The sequence below is a fragment of the Chitinophagales bacterium genome, from assembly GCA_017303415.1.
Classification (GTDB): Bacteria; Bacteroidota; Bacteroidia; order Chitinophagales; family Chitinophagaceae; genus SpSt-398.
In genome coordinates, this window is record JAFLBJ010000001.1 from 2804075 (window position 1) to 2821604 (window position 17530).

13 protein-coding genes and 1 other RNA gene are annotated in these 17530 nt (G+C 46.9%); 9 read left to right on the forward strand and 5 right to left on the reverse strand.

What is annotated here, in order from left to right:
- Nucleotides 1-8 precede the first annotated feature (8 nt).
- The 5 genes from J0M30_12135 (at nucleotide 9) to J0M30_12155 (ending at nucleotide 4360) form a co-directional block, all read left to right on the forward strand.
- The gene (locus J0M30_12135; protein MBN8668246.1) at nucleotides 9-1061 is read left to right on the forward strand and encodes an NAD(P)-dependent alcohol dehydrogenase; all 1053 of its coding nucleotides are present in this window, start codon (nucleotides 9-11) and stop codon (nucleotides 1059-1061) included.
- Between the two features lie 10 nt (nucleotides 1062-1071).
- Nucleotides 1072-2616 (forward strand): alpha-N-arabinofuranosidase, encoded by a 1545-nt coding sequence (locus tag J0M30_12140; protein MBN8668247.1) that lies wholly within the window; start codon nucleotides 1072-1074, stop codon nucleotides 2614-2616.
- Between the two features lie 79 nt (nucleotides 2617-2695).
- Nucleotides 2696-3745, forward strand: coding sequence for an AI-2E family transporter (locus J0M30_12145; protein ID MBN8668248.1), 1050 nt, complete (start codon nucleotides 2696-2698; stop codon nucleotides 3743-3745).
- A gap of 11 nt (nucleotides 3746-3756) precedes the next feature.
- A complete protein-coding gene (locus J0M30_12150; GenBank protein MBN8668249.1) occupies nucleotides 3757-4122 on the forward strand; it encodes a phage holin family protein in 366 nt (121 codons plus the stop codon).
- Entirely contained in the window at nucleotides 4109-4360 is a 252-nt protein-coding gene (locus tag J0M30_12155; protein MBN8668250.1) for a hypothetical protein, read from the forward strand. The genes J0M30_12150 and J0M30_12155 overlap by 14 nt, the downstream gene beginning before the upstream one ends.
- A 193-nt stretch (nucleotides 4361-4553) precedes the next feature.
- Here J0M30_12155 and ssrA read toward each other — a convergent pair.
- Nucleotides 4554-4929, reverse strand: a transfer-messenger RNA (tmRNA) gene (gene ssrA / locus J0M30_12160).
- A 107-nt stretch (nucleotides 4930-5036) separates the two neighbouring features.
- Between ssrA and J0M30_12165 the strand changes: the two genes are divergently transcribed.
- On the forward strand, nucleotides 5037-6839 hold the full coding sequence (locus J0M30_12165) for a hypothetical protein (GenBank protein MBN8668251.1): 1803 nt from the start codon (nucleotides 5037-5039) through the stop codon (nucleotides 6837-6839).
- Nucleotides 6840-6918: 79 nt separating this feature from the next.
- On the opposite strand, the gene rseP is transcribed toward J0M30_12165, so the two are convergent.
- The 3 genes from rseP to J0M30_12180 are packed head-to-tail and all read right to left on the reverse strand — an operon-like array spanning nucleotide 6919 to nucleotide 11002.
- Nucleotides 6919-8271 carry an RIP metalloprotease RseP gene (gene rseP / locus J0M30_12170; GenBank protein MBN8668252.1) on the reverse strand — a complete coding sequence of 451 codons (1353 nt, stop codon included), beginning with the start codon at nucleotides 8269-8271 and terminating at the stop codon, nucleotides 6919-6921.
- A gap of 55 nt (nucleotides 8272-8326) precedes the next feature.
- Nucleotides 8327-9496, reverse strand: coding sequence for a 1-deoxy-D-xylulose-5-phosphate reductoisomerase (locus J0M30_12175; protein MBN8668253.1), 1170 nt, complete (start codon nucleotides 9494-9496; stop codon nucleotides 8327-8329).
- 9 nt (nucleotides 9497-9505) lie between these two features.
- A complete protein-coding gene (locus J0M30_12180) occupies nucleotides 9506-11002 on the reverse strand; it encodes a GH3 auxin-responsive promoter family protein (protein MBN8668254.1) in 1497 nt (498 codons plus the stop codon).
- Between the two features lie 164 nt (nucleotides 11003-11166).
- Here J0M30_12180 and rplU point away from each other — a divergent pair, with 164 nt between their 5' ends.
- The 3 genes from rplU to J0M30_12195 all read left to right on the forward strand — a co-directional run bounded on the left by rplU (nucleotide 11167) and on the right by J0M30_12195 (nucleotide 13749).
- Entirely contained in the window at nucleotides 11167-11469 is a 303-nt protein-coding gene (gene rplU / locus J0M30_12185; GenBank protein MBN8668255.1) for a 50S ribosomal protein L21, read from the forward strand.
- A gap of 34 nt (nucleotides 11470-11503) precedes the next feature.
- Nucleotides 11504-11767: a 50S ribosomal protein L27 gene (gene rpmA / locus J0M30_12190; GenBank protein MBN8668256.1), complete on the forward strand. Its 264-nt coding sequence runs from the start codon at nucleotides 11504-11506 to the stop codon at nucleotides 11765-11767.
- 302 nt (nucleotides 11768-12069) lie between these two features.
- Nucleotides 12070-13749: a DNA polymerase/3'-5' exonuclease PolX gene (locus J0M30_12195; protein ID MBN8668257.1), complete on the forward strand. Its 1680-nt coding sequence runs from the start codon at nucleotides 12070-12072 to the stop codon at nucleotides 13747-13749.
- 34 nt (nucleotides 13750-13783) lie between these two features.
- Here the strand turns inward: J0M30_12195 and J0M30_12200 are convergent, their stop codons facing one another.
- A complete protein-coding gene (locus J0M30_12200) occupies nucleotides 13784-17530 on the reverse strand; it encodes a HAMP domain-containing histidine kinase (GenBank protein ID MBN8668258.1) in 3747 nt (1248 codons plus the stop codon).

The following is a 17530-nucleotide window of genomic DNA, read 5'->3' on the forward strand; positions in this document are numbered from 1 at the left end:
TTCACGCCATGGGTTATCCAACAAAAGCATATGCAGCCTACGATCCAAAGTCTCCGCTTTCTCCTTATCAGTTTGACCGGAGAGAGATCAGGCCGGCGGATGTGCGCATAGAAATTCTGTATTGCGGTGTTTGTCACAGTGACCTTCACCAGGTAAGAAGCGAATGGGGCAGTGATATCTTCCCTATGGTTCCGGGACATGAGATCATTGGCCGGGTGACCGCTGTGGGTCAGGATGTAAAAGGTTTCAAGTCTGGAGACACCGTTGGGGTGGGTGTATTTGTGGATAGTTGTCGCACCTGCAAAAATTGCCGGAGTGGATGGGAAAATTATTGTGAGGAAGGTATGACAGGTACCTACAACAGCTATGAAAGAGATGGGGTAACCATTTCACAGGGTGGATATTCCACCCAGATCGTAGTGGATGAACGTTATGTGCTGCACGTCGATGACCGACTGGACCTGAAAGCCACTGCTCCCCTGCTTTGCGCAGGCATCACCACTTATTCTCCTTTACGTTTTGCGGGTGTTGGGCCCGGCATGAAAGTAGGTGTGATCGGCCTGGGTGGGCTTGGACATATGGGTGTAAAATTTGCCGCTTCCTTTGGAGCCGAGGTAACCGTACTCAGCACCTCAAAAAATAAGGAAGCCGATGCCCGCCGGTTAGGTGCCCATCACTTCCTGCTGACCACCGATAAGGAAGCCATGAAAAAACACAAGAATCATTTTGATGTATTGCTCGATGCCGTTTCCGCCGATCATGATTATACTGTATATCTCGACCTGCTTGATCTCCATGGAAAATTATTGGTAGTAGGATTGCCTGTACATGAGCCCAAGGTTAGCCCCTTTTCCCTCATCAGCAATCGCCGGAGCATCATCGGCTCCATGGTTGGCAGTATTAAAGAAACCCAGGAAATGCTGGACTATTGCGCTGAAAAGAATATCACCTCCGATGTGGAAGTCATTCCCATCCAGGATATCAACCAGGCCTATGAACGCATGCTCAAGAGCGATGTCAAGTATCGCTTTGTTATTGACCTTTCCTCACTAAAAAATTAAATGTTCGGATATGAAAAAATTAAGTCTCCTCCCCCTGCTGATTCTGGTGATCACAGTGCAGGCACAAAACACGGTCACTTTATTCCCCGAAAAAGCCCGTGATACCATCAGCCGCCATATTTATGGTCATTTTGCCGAGCATCTCGGCCGCTGTATTTATGATGGTATCTATGTGGGAGAAGACAACAAAACCATTCCGCATAAGAATGGTATCCGTCTGGATATAGTACAGGCCCTTAAAAAACTCAAAGTTCCGGTGCTTCGCTGGCCAGGAGGCTGCTTTGCCGATACCTACCATTGGATGGATGGCATTGGCCCAAAAGACCAGCGACCCAGCATGCTTAATATCTGGTGGGGGAATACAAGAGAGGACAATAGTTTTGGTACGCATGAATTCCTCAACTTCTGTGAAGAGATCGGCGCCGAACCTTACCTCAGTGGTAACGTAGGTAGCGGCACCCCTCAGGAATTGGCTGATTGGGTAAAATATACAACCCACCCCAATGGCAGCAGTCCGTTGGCAGATCTGCGCCAGACAAATGGCAGAGCGACCCCCTGGAAAGTAAAATTCTGGGGATTGGGTAATGAAGCCTGGGGATGCGGCGGAAATATGACGGCCGATTACTATGCCAATGTTTACCGGCAATACGCCACCTTTATGACCAATTGGAATAACAGTGATGGCATTTACCGGATCGCTTCTGGCGCAAGTGGTGATGATTATAATTGGACCGAGGTGTTAATGAAAAATGTTCCACAGGGTATGTTCGATGCCCTCGGCCTGCATCATTACAGTGTGATCAGTTGGACGGCCAAGGGTTCCGCCGCCCAATTCACCGAAGAGCAATATTTCAAAACCATGAAGGAGGCTTTGAAAATGGAGGAACTGGTGAGCCGCCACAGCGCCATCATGGACAAATATGATCCGGCCAAGAAAAAAGCCCTTGCTGTGGATGAGTGGGGAGGTTGGTATGATGTGGAACCCGGTACCAATGGCGCCTTTCTTTATCAGCAGAATACCATGCGCGATGCTGTACTGGCCGGAAGTACACTCAATATTTTTAATAACCATAGCGACCGGGTGAAAATGGCCAACCTGGCTCAAATGGTAAATGTGCTGCAGGCAGTCGTACTTACTAAAGAGGAGAAACTGATCCTCACACCAACCTACCATGTAATGGAGATGTACAATGTGCACCAGGATGCAGTCATGATACCATTGGAGGTTCGTACGGATAAGTTCGTAATGGGGCAAGACACGCTGAATGCGATCAACGCCTCCACTTCCCGCGCCTCTGATGGAAGCCTTCATATTTCGATCGTTAATGTAGACAGCCGCCAGGCCAAAACCATTGACCTTCGGCTCGGAACTTTAAATTACCCTGTTTCCGAAGCAAGGATATTGCAATCCGGCCGGATTCAGGACCATAACGATTTCGAACATCCCGATCGGGTTAAACCAGCACCCTTTAAAGGTTATAAGCAAACAGGCAACCAGTTGAGCCTGACCCTGCCGCCTGCCAGTGTGGTGGTGCTTACCTTAAAAGGTCGCTAAATCGCATACGGGGCTAACCACGGTCATATGATTTAGTTTGGTAAAGGGGTATCTTACTGCGTCATCCAAGATCTGCAGTATGAATACCCCGGTTACCTTTAACCGTCAGGTCAAACAGGTGATGATCATTATCCTCCTGGTGCTGATGGTGTTTGTTGTGGTCAGGGAACTTCTCTACTTCCTTCCCGGTTTGCTCGGGGCTATCACCCTGTACATTCTGAGCCGAAACAGTTATTTCCAATTGGTCTATCACCGTAAATGGAACGGAGGCTGGGCAGCGGGGCTTTACCTTTTGATCTTTTTCCTGCTGCCACTATCCCTGGTGTATATAACCTGGCTCTTGTTAAAAGGACAGGTGCAACCTTTTTTCGCCGATCCGGCTTTTTTTCTCGCAAAGGCCAATCAGGCCATTCAAAAAGTACAACAGGATACGGGTTGGTTCCTGCTTTCAGAAGAAACACTTTCCAGTTTTCAGCATCGGATCGCAGGATTCTTACCCAAATTGGCGAATGACACTGCCAACCTCATCGCAAACCAGGCGCTTTTACTCTTCCTACTTTATTATATGCTGGTTCATGGAAAAGAAATGGAGCAATTCTTAGGGCATATCATTCCATTGAAAAAAAACAATGTGGAATTGCTGGCTTCTGAAACCAAACGGCTTGTCCGGGCCAGTGCGTTGGGCATCCCCCTGATCTCACTCATACAGGGAGTCACCGCCATGTTGGGATATATGATCTTTGGTATGGATGATTTTGTGCTGTGGGGATTTCTTACCGGCGTTTTTGCCTTCTTTCCTGTAGTAGGTACCATGACCATCTGGGTGCCTCTGGTACTTTTTATGTATGCCAGTGGCGATTCCTGGAATGCCACCGGTCTGATGCTTTATAGTTTTATCATTACGGGGAATGTGGATTATCTCTCCCGTATCACACTTCTAAAAAAATGGGGGCATGTCCATCCGGTGGTGACTGTGCTGGGAGTGATCGTGGGACTAAGCCTATTTGGGTTTATCGGATTTGTATTTGGTCCATTGCTTTTGAATTATATCATTCTCTTATTCCGTATCTACTCCAATGAATTTATACAGCACGATAGCGTAAACAAGGAACCCCTTCCAACACATTAAAAAATGGATTTATGGAAAAAGTATTCTCCAAAGCGGAGGAGCTGGCGGGTACACTCCGTGATTATTTAGACAACCGGATTGAAACAGCAAAATTGAAAACAGCCGAAAAAACCTCGCTGCTGGTAAGCAATATGCTGGCCTTTCTTGCTGTCGCCCTCGTCATCTTTCTGGGATTGACCCTGGGAAGCATTGGCCTCGCCTTTCTGCTTGGTATCTGGATCGGGTCTGTCTGGGGCGGATTTCTGATCATGGGCCTGTTTTATACCCTTCTTTCCTGGGGAATCTGGTCCGGTCGTGAAAGACTGATCCGTATTCCGATCATGAACTCCATCCTTCTTCATCTCTACCCAAAAGAAGAAGACCATGAAAAAGTTTAAAAATATAGCTCACCTCGAAGCTGAAAAGCAAAGACTGAAAGACAAACGCGAAGCCCTTGAAGTTAAAATGCGCCTGGATTGGTACTCCCTTCGGGATAGTATCAAACCCCTGAACATGGCCAAAGAAGCCGTTCAGGATGCGCTGCGCAAAAAGGCAGAAAAAGAAGTGGAGGAAGAGTCGGTTTTAAAGAGCGCATTGAATTATGCGCTGGGGCTTTTGTTGAGGAAGTTTGGTTAGGGGGATGTTGGGTGTTGGATGTTGGATGTTGGATGTTGGATGACAGATGACTGATGACGGAGATCGGGAGTCGGAAGTCAGGATTATCAATCCAACATCCATCATCCAACATCCGTCATCAGTCATCTGTCATCTGTCATCAGTCATCTGTCATCCGTCATCTGTCATCCAACATCCGTCCTCCGTCATCCCAAAGTGGAGGCGACCGGAATCGAACCGGTGTCCAAACATATTCCCCAAAAGTCTTCTACATGCTTATCCTGGTTTGGGGTGTCGGGTAATGACTGGAAAACCGGGCGACCGATCATTACCTTAGCTGTATAAGTCTTAGACCGCCGGCACAGCCTATGGCGATAGCAACCCGTTTTGGTTTTGAGTCGGCGGCGGAGCTTGGAAACGGATCAAACCTGCTCACGCGGCCCTAATGACTACTTAATCACTGATTAGGCAGCCATGGCATACTGAGTATTGCCATTTGTGTTTTGCGTATTCAGATTAGCCTGCTAATTACGCAACGCAGAACATGCTTACACTTTCAAAGATCTATGCTGTCAAAACCAAGCGCCCCCATTTGCGGAAAACCTATTCTTCCAAAAGCTAAAAGCTATTGGCTAATAGCTATTGGCTTTTAGTTCCCCGAACATGCAAAGATACAACATTTCCTTAGCTTTAACCCATGAACGGTTCGTTAAAACCCATTGATTACTACACTCAAAGAGTCATAGACGGGAAGGCTTCCCTTCTACCCCATTACCGGAAAAGAAGATTCCTGGGTTGGGCCCGATTGATCATGCTGCTGGCTGCCGGTGCTACTCTTTGGTACGCCATTACCTTCTCTCTCTCCCCGCTGATCCTTGTATCTGCCCTGCTTTTTGGCGGTTTTCTTTTTGCCCTTTCGGCAGACCTGGACAATGACAAAAAGATTCTGAATAAAGAAACCCTGGTCCTGGTTACGGAAGAAGAGATCCGTATTGCCGCACACGATTTTTATTTCAGGCCAACCGGAGAAGGTCATTTTTCCAAAGAACATGATTATGCCAATGACCTCGATATTCTTGGTCATGCCTCTTTGTTTCAATACATCAATCGCAGCGAATCCACATCGGGGCAAAAAAACCTGGTGCAATGGCTGCTTCATCCAGCCCCTGTTGAGCTGATCCGAAGCCGGCAGGATGCCGTAAAGGAATTAGCCACAAACCCTGAATGGAGGGCTCAATTTCAATCATACGGCCGATTGAACCAGGTAACCCTGAAAACGGAGATCGCTGTCTCTCGTTGGCTCGCCGAAGGCCACCAATTTCTGAACCATAAATTCTATGTCCTCCTTCGTTGGATATTGCCCATTTTATCATTGGGTAATTTGTTGGCCTATCTCACAGGGAACTTTACTTCCCAGCAATTCTATCCCCTGTTGTTCCTGTTCTTTATACTTTCCCTGTTAATTAGCCGAAAGGTCATGCCCGCCTATGTTCAATTGAATAAGGTAAATGAACAGTTTACCACACTCTCTCATTGCATAGGGCATCTCGAAGAACTGGCACCCCGTTCAACGCTACTGACCTCTTATATTGATAGCCTCCATCACGGGCAAGAAAAATCATCCACCATTATCAGCCGGCTGCGAAAGATCATGGACCGGTTGGATTATCGGCTCAATCCCCTTGTATTTCTTCCTTTAAACACCCTGCTTTTCTGGGACCTGCAACAGATTTTTGCCCTGGAAAAATGGAAATCCCAATATGGAAAAAACGCTTTATCCTGGTTCAGGGTGTATGGAGAAATGGAAGCTTTGTCATCCTTAGCTACTATTCGTTTTAACCATCCTGATTGGGCATTTCCGGTGATTGTAAGCGAAGAAGGAGTATTCCGATCTACGGAACTAGGGCATCCGTTGATCCCGGCAGGCAAGCGGGTTAATAGTTCAATCGAAGTATCGGGAAAAGGGCAATTGGCCCTGATCACCGGAAGCAATATGGCTGGAAAAAGCACCTTTCTCCGTTCAGTGGGCATCAACACCATATTAGCCATGTCCGGCGCACCGGTTTGCGCCGGCTCGCTTGAAGTATCACCCCTACGTGTGATGAGTAGTATGCGTGTCAGCGATAACCTGGAAGAAAGCACTTCCACCTTTTATGCGGAACTTAAAAAGTTAAAGACGATCATTGAAGCCGTAAACAGAAAAGAAAACATACTTATCCTGCTGGATGAAATTCTGCGGGGCACCAATTCCGGAGACCGGCACCAGGGCTCTGCCGCTTTAATACGTCAACTCATCCATCATCAGGCAACAGGACTGATCGCTACCCACGATCTTGAACTTGCTTCACTGACAAAGGAATTTCCCGGTCATATCCACAATTACCACTTTGATGTACAGGTGGAAGGGGAAGAACTTTTCTTTGATTATAAATTAAAGACAGGCGTTTGCACGAGCATGAACGCATCGTTGCTGATGCGAAAGATCGGCATCGAGATGTGATAATATATTTTATAAAAAACCACAGAGGCGCAAAGAAAAATTTTTCTCTGCGCCTCTGTGGTTTCAATACTATTATCCTTTACTTAAATATTCTCCAGATATCCAAGCCCATCGCATACGCCATCAGTCCCAGCAACAAGACCATACCCACCATTTGCGCGTATTCCATGAATTTATCACTGGGTTTGCGACCGGTGATCATTTCGATTAAGGTGAAGAGGGCATGACCACCATCCAGAGCGGGAATGGGTAATACGTTCATAAACGCCAGGATGATCGAGAAGATCGCGGTCAATTGCCAGAAGGACTGCCAATCCCATACCCCCGGGAAAATACCGCCGATGCTTAATACGCTTCCCAGGGACTCGCTCGCTTTGGCTTTTCCGGTGAAGAGTTGTTTCAATCCGGTTACATAGGCACCGAGGGTGGACCAACATTCTTTGAATCCGGCGGGTACCGCTTCGAAGAAACTGAATTCTTTTGTATGAAACTGGAATCCCAGTTTGGTCAGGCTTTGAAAATACAAACCCATTTGTCCTTTTTTATTCAAAGGAAGGGTGACTTGTATTGTATCGCTATTACGGAGCAGGGCTACCTGAATGGTTGTATCCTTTAACCCGGCAATCGCTTTGCGGAATTCATGATTATAGGGAGTCCATTTACCATTAACACCTATGAATTGATCACCGATCTGTACTCCGGCTGCAGCAACTTTTGAATCTTTTGCAAAGGAGTCCACGATGGATGGGAACCTGATACCGGTAAAGGCGGTTGCCTTCCGGGTATTGAGTTGTTTTACCAGCTCGGCAGGGAGTGGCAGGTTAAAAACGCTGTCTCCTCTTTTTACCGTCATCGACCGGGCCTCATTCAATACAATGCTACGGCGTATTTGTCCCTGAAAGATATCCTCTACCGAGGTCGTATCCACTTTCAGGATGATATCTCCATCCCGAAGCCCGATCGATTGGGAAAGGCTATCTGTTGTAATTCCATATTTCGCTTCAGCGGGTGGCAAATACTCTTTACCCCATATCCAGAGAATGAAAACAAAAATGATGATGGCCAGTATCACATTCACCGTAACCCCACCCAACATGATGATCAGCCGTTGCCAGGCTGGTTTGCTACGGAACTCATAAGGCTGGGCCGGTTCCTTCATTTGTTCCTTGTCCATGCTCTCATCGATCATACCGGAGATCTTTACATAACCTCCCAGCGGAATCCAGCCGATGCCATATTCAGTATCTCCTTTTTTCTTTTTAAACAAAGAGAACCAGGGGTTGAAAAAGAGATAGAACTTCTCCACCCGGCACTTGAACCATTTGGCGGGCAAAAAGTGACCCAGTTCATGCAGAAGGATCAGGATGGAAAAGGAAAGAATAAATTGTGCTGCTTTGATTCCGACAGTACTCCAATCGATGGCTAGTAGCATATTGTATTACTTCTTTTTTGTTTCTCGCTGCACACGCCTCGAGAAAGCTTAATATTTACAGTTTTATCAGGTCGGCGGCAAAGGTACGCGCCTCACCATCGCTGTCAAAATACTCTTCCAGGGTGGGTTTTTCGATAAAGGGGACATTCTCCATGGTCCTTTCGATCACATCCGTCATATCCATAAACCCAAGCCGGTTTCTTAAAAAGGCCCAGACAGCGATCTCATTTGCCGCATTCATCACACAAGGAAGGTTTCCTCCCTTATTCAGGGCATGCATGGCCAGGGCCAGGTTGCGGAAGGTGCGTGTATCGGGTTCTTCAAAGGTCAGGGTACCATATTTACGAAAATCCAAACGCGGAAATTGATTGGGTATCCGGCTGGGGAAGGCCATTGCATATTGAATAGGGAGTTTCATATCAGGTAACCCCATCTGCGCTTTGATGCTACCATCCTCAAACTGTACCATGGAGTGGATGATGCTTTGGGGGTGTACCTGGACTTGTATCTGGTCGGGACGCAGGTTAAACAGCCATTTAGCCTCGATCATTTCAAGTCCCTTGTTCATAAGGGTGGCTGAATCAACCGATATTTTGGCCCCCATTTCCCAATTGGGATGTTTCAGGGCATGTTCTCTTTTTACATTCACCAGGAAATTGGGTTTCTTTCCCAGGAATGGGCCGCCGGAAGCAGTCAGGATCACTTTTTCAATCCGGTTGCGAGTCTCTCCTACCAGACATTGAAAAATGGCGGAGTGTTCCGAATCCACCGGAATTATGGGCACTCTTTTTTCCACGGCCAGTTGCATCACGATATCGCCGGCCACTACCAATGTTTCCTTATTGGCCAGGGCGATGGCTTTCCCGGAACGCAACGCGCTGATCGTCGGTTTCAGTCCGGCATAGCCAACGATCGCTGCCAACATCATATCATATACATCCAGGGCGGCTACTTCTTCAAGGGCCTTGGCTCCGGTGAAAACCTTGGTATCGGTGGAAGCCAGGGCTTCTTTTACTTTGTTGTATCTGGATTCATCACCAATGACAACGATATGCGGACGAAACTTGAGTGCTTGTTTAATAAGCAGCTCGTCGTTGTGTTGTGCAGTCAGCACTTCGGCGGCAAAAAGATCCGGATTGGCTTCTATCACTTCCAATGCCTGTACTCCAATGGAACCGGTGGAACCAAAAAGAGCAATTCGTTTTATCGGCTTGTCATTCGTCATTCGTATGCATTAATTCATGGTCCAGGGACTCAGTTCTTCTGCAATGGTACGATCATTGCTCAACCGAGGAACCTTATTCTGCCCACCCAATTTCCCTTTGGATTTCATATAATCTATGAACCCATTCTTTTTAACAGGGGTGATCCGGAGGGGTGACAGGATATTCCCGGTGATCAGGTCATCGTAATATATATTTTTTTGGCGAAGGTGCTGATCTACTTTTTGTTCAAAGGCGGTAAGATCGGCAGGCATGTTTTCAAATTCGATAAACCATTCATGAAAACTTTTACCCTGGCCTTGCTGGATCAGGGGGGCTACGGTAAATTCTGTGATCCCCAGATTTTCCTCTTCCGCGGCCCGAAGCAGGCTGTATTCTACCTCCTCCCCGATCACATGTTCCCCAAAGGCCGAAATAAAATGCTTGATACGCCCTGTAACTATTATCCGGAAGGGGTCCAACGAAACAAAACGGACCGTATCTCCAATATTATAGCCCCATAACCCTGCATTGTTATTAACGATAAGGGCATAGTTCTCCCCGGTCTTTACCTCTGCCAGCGTAAGCCGGGTCGGATTGGGGTCAAATACCTCTCCTGCCGGGATGAACTCAAAGAAAATTCCGCTATCCGTATTGAGAAGAAGCCCTTCTTCCTCCTGTGAATATTGAAAGGCAAAGAACCCTTCCGACGCGGGATAGGTTTCGATGGTGTCTATTTTCTGACCAATGGTTTCAAAGAGTTTGGCCTTATACGGTTCAAAATTTACCCCGCCATGTACCAATACCCTGAAATTCGGGAATATCTCACGTATCTTCTTTTGTTTGATCGTGGAAAGCCTGTCAAAATACATTTGAACCCAGGGTGGTATTCCCGAAATCAGGGTCATATCCTGGTTAATGGTCTCTTCCACGATCCGGTCGAGTTTGGTTTCCCAATCCTCAATACAGTTGGTTTCATAGCTGGGGAGCTGGTTGGTCCGCAGGTAACGGGGGATATGGTGGTTGACGATCCCACTCAGTCGACCGGTGGGTATTCCGCCGATTCTTTCCAGTTCGGGCGATCCCGAAAGAAAGATCATCTTTCCGTTGGCAAAATCGGTATGTCCGGTTTCGGCCATATAACAAAGCAGGGCATTTCGCGCCGAATTGATATGATTGGGAATGGAGTCTTTGGTAATGGGAATGTATTTGACCCCGCTGGTAGTACCGGATGTTTTGGCAAAATAGATCGGTTTACCCTTCCACAGGATATTATCCTTTCCTTCCTTGATCTTTTCAATATAGGGTTTAAACTGCTCGTAATCCCGCACCGGTACAGCCTGCTGGAAGCCTTTATGGTCGTTGACCTGCTCAAGACGGTGGTCCTTGCCAAACAGGGTCACCCGACCCGTTTTGATCAGTTGGCGAAAAATCGCCTCCTGGTCCTGAACAGCGGTTAACATGCCCTTTTTCAGCGATTTATGCACATACCCGGCAAAGGGCTTGGCTAAGAAAGACTTGATTTTCATGGTATAAATGAATGGCTGGGGATAAGGGCTTACAAATATAAAGGATTGAGACGGTTGGAGGGGGTTAAAATTGTGTCATAAATCTTTGATCCACTGTTTTGCCGGTAATCAAAATACCCTTACCTTTGCCTCCCGTTTTTTGACGGATTTAAAACTTAGGAAACATGTTCGCAGTTGTTAAAATAGCCGGTCAGCAATTCAAGGTCGCCAAAGACCAAACCCTCTATGTACCCCACCTGGAAGGGAATGCTGGTGACAAAGTGGAATTTGCCGAAGTATTGCTGGCTGATGCCGATGGGTCTATCTCTGTAGGTAGCCAGGTAAAGGTTAAAGTTAAGGCCGAGATCGTTGACCACGTAAAAGGGGACAAAGTGATCGCCTACAAACAAAAAAGAAGGAAAGGGTTCCGTAAACTGCATGGTCACCGTACCCAGTATACCCAGATCCTTATCAAAGACATCAAATAATTTAAACCGACGTTAACTCAATAAACTTCTTCTCATGGCACATAAGAAAGGTGAAGGTAGTGTAAAGAACGGTCGCGATTCACAGAGCAAACGCCTTGGTGTAAAGATCTACGGTGGCCAACCTGCTACCTCCGGAAACATCATCGTTCGCCAACGCGGAACCGTTTATCACCCCGGTAAAAATGTGGGTGTAGGTAAAGATTTTACTTTGTTTGCCCTGGCCGATGGCCTGGTAGAATATAAAAAAGGGAGAAATAACAGGACCTTTGTTTCCGTAAGCGCTGTGGAAACGGCTTAAGAATATGTGGAAAAATTTTTTGACAGTTTAAATAATGTTTATATTTTTACTGTCGATAAGTTTTTTTACTAACCTTAAATTCTAAACAATGGCAACAAAGAAAAAAGCAGCTAAAAAAGCCGCTCCCAAGAAAAAAGCCGCTAAAAAAGCAGCCCCTAAGAAAAAAGCTGCTAAGAAAAAAGCCGCTAAGAAAAAAGCTGCAAAGAAGAAGTAAGATTAGCTTTTTAGATCGAATAGAGTCCTCCGGTAACCCGGGGGACTTTTGATTTTAACCCCTCCCCGCTTCCCCCTAAATTGCAGCCATGGATAACTATACCATTGCCGAGCACTTTTCCCTTCTCTCCAAATTGATGGATATCCATGGAGAGAACTCCTTCAAGTCCCGCACCTATTCGGCGGCAGCCTTCAATATTGAAAAACTCCCGGTTCAACTACAGGACGTTGACCGCTCCCAGCTATTTACCCTAAAGGGCATTGGAGACAGCGTGGGCCGGAAGGTGATCGAATTGCTCGACACCGGAGAACTCTCCGCTCTGAAAGAATTGGTGGAAACCACACCGGCGGGTGTAATTGAACTACTCCAGATAAAAGGCCTGGGGCCCAAAAAGATCCACATCATCTGGAAGGAAATGGGGATCGAATCCGTAGGCGAACTATTATATGCCTGTACCGAAAACCGGCTCACCCGCTACAAAGGATTTGGAGAAAAAACCCAACGGAATGTACAAGAGGCCATCGAATTCTTCCAACACCACCAGGGCCATTTCCTCTACTCCCAGGTCTTTGAGGTTTACGACCAGGTAAACGGATACCTGCAGAAATTATTCGCCCCACACCTCGTGGCAGTCACCGGAGCTTACCGCCGGCAAGATCCTGTGATCGAAGAACTGGCCTTTGTAGTGGATCAGTCAAATGAATGGATCAAACCCAAATTCCAGACTGCTCATCCGCCCGAATTATTGGAAGAGACCACCGACACACTATTATATAAACTACAAAACGGGCTCAAACTTCGGCTCCACACAGGGAAAGGTGCATTCGCCGAAAGACTGTTTCGTAGTTCGGGTTCGGCAGAATTCATTGAAGCCTTTACCCAAAAATTTCCCAATGCCCTGAATGGCGATACCTCCGTCAATAACGACCAACCGCTCTTTGAAAAAGTAGGCCTGCCCTATATCCCTCCTGCTGTTCGTGAAAAAAGCAGGATTATTGAAAAAGCAGCCAATGGCCAACTCCCGCAGCTTATTCAGGTAGGAGATATCAAATCCCTCATCCATAGCCATAGCAACTGGAGCGATGGAAGCAATACCATTGAGGAAATGGCCAAAGAATGTATCCGTCGGGGTTGGGAGTATATGGTCATCTCCGATCACTCCAAAGCAGCCGCCTACGCGAATGGATTGACCGAAGACCGTATCCGGCAACAACACAAACAGATCTTTGAACTGAACCAGCAACTGGCCCCATTCAAGATCTTTAAAAGCATTGAATGCGACATTCTCAATGATGGCAGCATGGACTATACGGATGAAATCCTGGCAAGCTTTGACCTCGTGATCGCTTCCGTGCACAGCAATCTTTCCATGTCAGAAGAAAAAGCCATGAACCGTTTGCTCAAGGCCATTTCCAATCCCTATGTCTCCATCCTGGGGCACATGACCGGTCGTCTCCTGTTAAGCCGAAACGGATACCCTGTTGACCATACCATCATCATTGAGGCCTGTATAAAAAACCAGGTAGCTATTGAGATCAATGCGCACCCCCGGAGACTGGATATGGATTGGAAATGGATCGACTATGCTTTAGAAAAGGGGGCCTTGCTTTCCATTAACCCGGATGCACATGCCCTGGATGGATTTGATGATGTTCGGTTTGGAGTACTGGCCGCTCAGAAAGGCGGATTGACGAAGGAAAAGAATTTGAGCAGTTTTACCCTGTCTCAGTTTGAAAAATACCTTGAGGGAATTAGAAATAAAAAATAAGAAATAAGAGACCATGGCCTCCAGTTGCTTATTCCTAATTTAACAAGGGCAATTCCACAAAAAACACCGTCCCTTCTCCTGGTACGGTTTCAAAGCCGATCTCACCGCCAGCCTGTTCTACGATCGTCTTGCACATGGCTAGTCCAAGCCCGGTTCCGGATGACTTCGTTGTAAAATTGGGAATGAAAATTTTCGATTGCATTTCCACGGGTACACCCTCTCCATTGTCACGAACCTTGACCGTAACCTTTCCTTCGCCAAGTTCCTCGGTTATGTGAATATGCGCCATTTCCGATGAGGCACTGGCCTCTATCGCATTCTGGAAAAGATTGGTGAATAAGCGGTTCATCTGGGTGCGGTCGGCTCTTACCAATAATTTCTGGTGGACCGGCTCCCATTCAAAACGAACAGCTGTATTGGTCTTATAGAGATCGCACAAAGGCGCCAGCACCTCATGCAGGTCAAAATACTCAATGTTGAGGTTGCCGATATTGGCGAATTGAGAAAAGTCGGCCGCGATCTTGGACAGGTGATCGATCTGTTCAACCAGCGTACGCGCTACACTGGCAGAAAGCTCCTTCACATTATCCGTATTGTTGTTAATGGCCTTTTGGAGATACTGGATACTCAGTTTCATGGGCGTGAGCGGATTCTTGATCTCATGCGCCACCTGTCGGGCCATTTCTCTCCAGGCCCCTTCCCGTTCGCTCTTGGCTAAGGCTGAGGCACTCTCTTCCAGTTTTTTCACCATCTTGTTGTATTCCTTCACCAGACCACCGATCTCATCGTCGCGCTTCCAGTCGATCTCCTCATTGGTTTTTCCCAGGTTGATCTCCTGCATCCGTTCGCTGATCAGCAGGAAGGAACTGGTGATACGGTTGGTGATAAATAACGCGATCGCTCCCGCGATCAGGAAGATAAAGGCATTCAGATTGATAATCGTGATCAGGAAATTCGAGATCTCCTGGTTCAATTCACGTTGTGAAAGAAAATAAGGGATATTCAGGTAGGACTCTACCCGGCCCGATTCATTTCTTACCGGCGCATAGATACTCGAATAACTCAGGGTCCCCAGTCTTTCACGCTGTACATAGGGTATCTGCTTTAACCTGCTGAGGTGATAAAAGGCAACCGGGTCCATCTTCTTGCTCAGGAAACCTTCATTGTACACAAGGGGTTGGGAGGTGACCGACAGGTTACCCCGCAGATCGTACACATTCACGTCCACATTGTGGATCTCCGCCACCTCTTTTACAAGGTCCTGAATACTGCTATTGGAAATGGAATCATCAATGGAGAGGACATCGTCAAACATCCGATGGTCCGCCAGTCTTTTTTGCATTTCCCTGACCATGATCCCCATCGTACGGCTGAGTTTATCACTATTGCTTCGTTCAAAACGGTTGATAAAAAACCGGATCGTCACGATACCGATCACCAGAAAAGAGATCAGGCTGATCAGGATCACGATGCTGTGTACCTGTGTCCGGATATTCAACTGGAACAACTGCTTGAGTTCCTTCCGCCGGTAAACGGCAATGATGAGCAGGCTGATCAACCGGAGCAGGCTTACCAGCAGGAGAAACACACAAAACAACCAGGAAAAAAGGGTGATACCCTCAATGATGGACTCCTGTTTGCGGGCAATGACCACCACCTTTTCCGCTCCTGCCCTGTACCATAACTCATCATAATCTCCGTTCACCCGTTCATCAAATTCGGTACGGGGGATCTCTGTATCAGACAGGGATGTGGGGAATGGATATTTATTAAATGGACTGATCAGGTTCTTTTGTTTATACACGGCATGGGGGTAGCCGGAATAATCCGATATGTCCTCATAACTCTTATCACGGAACAATTCAGGATAAAGGGCATCGGAACTATATTGCTTGGGATTGGAGACAATAAACATGTATCCTTCCAACTGCCCTTCTGGTGATGTGATCTCGCGACGAATGATATAGGTAAAACGGTCGTAAGAATTATCGTAATAGAAAAAACCGGGGGTATTGGTAGGTTTGGCCTGTACCGTAAAAATGGTATTGAGTGTGTTGAAGGGCTGGTTTTCCTCATTGTACAATCCCCTCCCCTGGTTATCGAACACAAACAGGCGGGTATCAAAAATATTGAGGTAGCCACTGCTTTTCAGGATGCTGTCCCGGAGATAGGCATTGTCTGTTTCATTAAAGAAACGGTTGAAATTCCGGGTCAGGAACTCGTTGTCGATATAGGTCAGGGCAATACTAAGGGTTCGTTCGGTGGTCGGGTCGGTAGTAATGGATATCCGCTGTGCGAGAGCCTTTCGTTTTTCAAATTCCTTTTTCGCATTTTCGGTCATCATGACCGCGGCATTCGATACGGAGAAAACAAATATCCAGAACAATACCCCGGCAATACTCACATGAAATCGGTTAAAGAAAAGGTCCTTTCGATAGAGCAGGTAGGCATACCCCACCATCCAGATCAGTGTTTTTAGATAAAAGTGCGTCAGGGGGTTGCCAAAACTGATGGTCAGGTACAATAATCCGGAAAAGGCAATGATGCCAAAAACAGCAAAGAACAATTTATCAAATACCGTATAGATATATTTGAACACCAATTTGCTCAAATAGAAATACCCCAGGGAAATGGCAGCGAGGATCACAAAACCGACAATGGAGTCTATGGTCAGGCTAAAGACATCCGTTACCTGAAAGGATATCTGTGAATCCGCGACCAGACTGCGGGTAACATTGGCTGTATAGAAAGTAAAGAATACAAATCCCGCGATGGCCAGGGTACCCCATACCCAATCCATTACAGACAGCGTCTCCTTTTTTTCCAAATTCCGCTCGCCGATCTTTGACCAGGTAAAAATCGATATCCACCAGAAAAGCACAGAGTTGATCAACAGATCCCCCAAGGATTTCATCACCGGGGTGGAGGCATAGGTGGCCGGGTCAAACAAAGGGAACTGACGCAACTGGAAAGGAAAGGGCGCGAAATAGGTGATCAGCCGCAGCAGTAGCAAAGAAGAAATAAAGAATACGATACCGACCCACAAGCCTTTCCGGGCAATCAATCGCTCGGCCATCAGGTAGCAATAGAGCAGCAAAAAGAATACAGCGGCAAGTCTTAATCCGATCAGCCATGCCGCATTGGGTACAATGATGGATTTAGTTTTGGCCTCCAGGTAAAACAACGGGTTTCCTGAAATCGAATTGACGGGAAAATCGGTAATACTTCCGGCGATCGAAATGCGCTCGTCCCCTTTTGGGCCAGTTACAAAATCCTGGGGCAGGTAATTATTCCGGACAAAATATTTGTACTGAACCGGGATCAGTCCATAGATCACGAGTGGCAGGCCGGCCTGGTTAAAACTCCGTTTGATACAAACATAATAGCCGTTATCCAACTGCCGGAAAAATCGTCCATCTGGAAGGGTGTGAAAAGAAGCAGGCGGCACCACCGATTGTCGGTTCCAAAAGGTCATTTCCCCGGTAGACTCCGTTGGCATGATAAACAGATAAACACCGTAGGGTTTATCTGTGAAATGATGCATATCGGCCAACTGTGTATTGCCGGCCAATAACCGGTTAAACCGGGCTGTATCTCCGAGGAGCATTTCAAAATCCCGCTCCTGTTTTTGTACGAATTCTTCTAATTTTTTTCTTTCCCGGTTGACCGAGGTTCTTTCAGAAATGGAGCCGACAAAAAGATAGGAGAGGCCAAATAGTGCCAGGGCAAAAAGGGGCAGATAAGGCCATTTGGATATAATATGGTCAACTTTGGTTCTCAA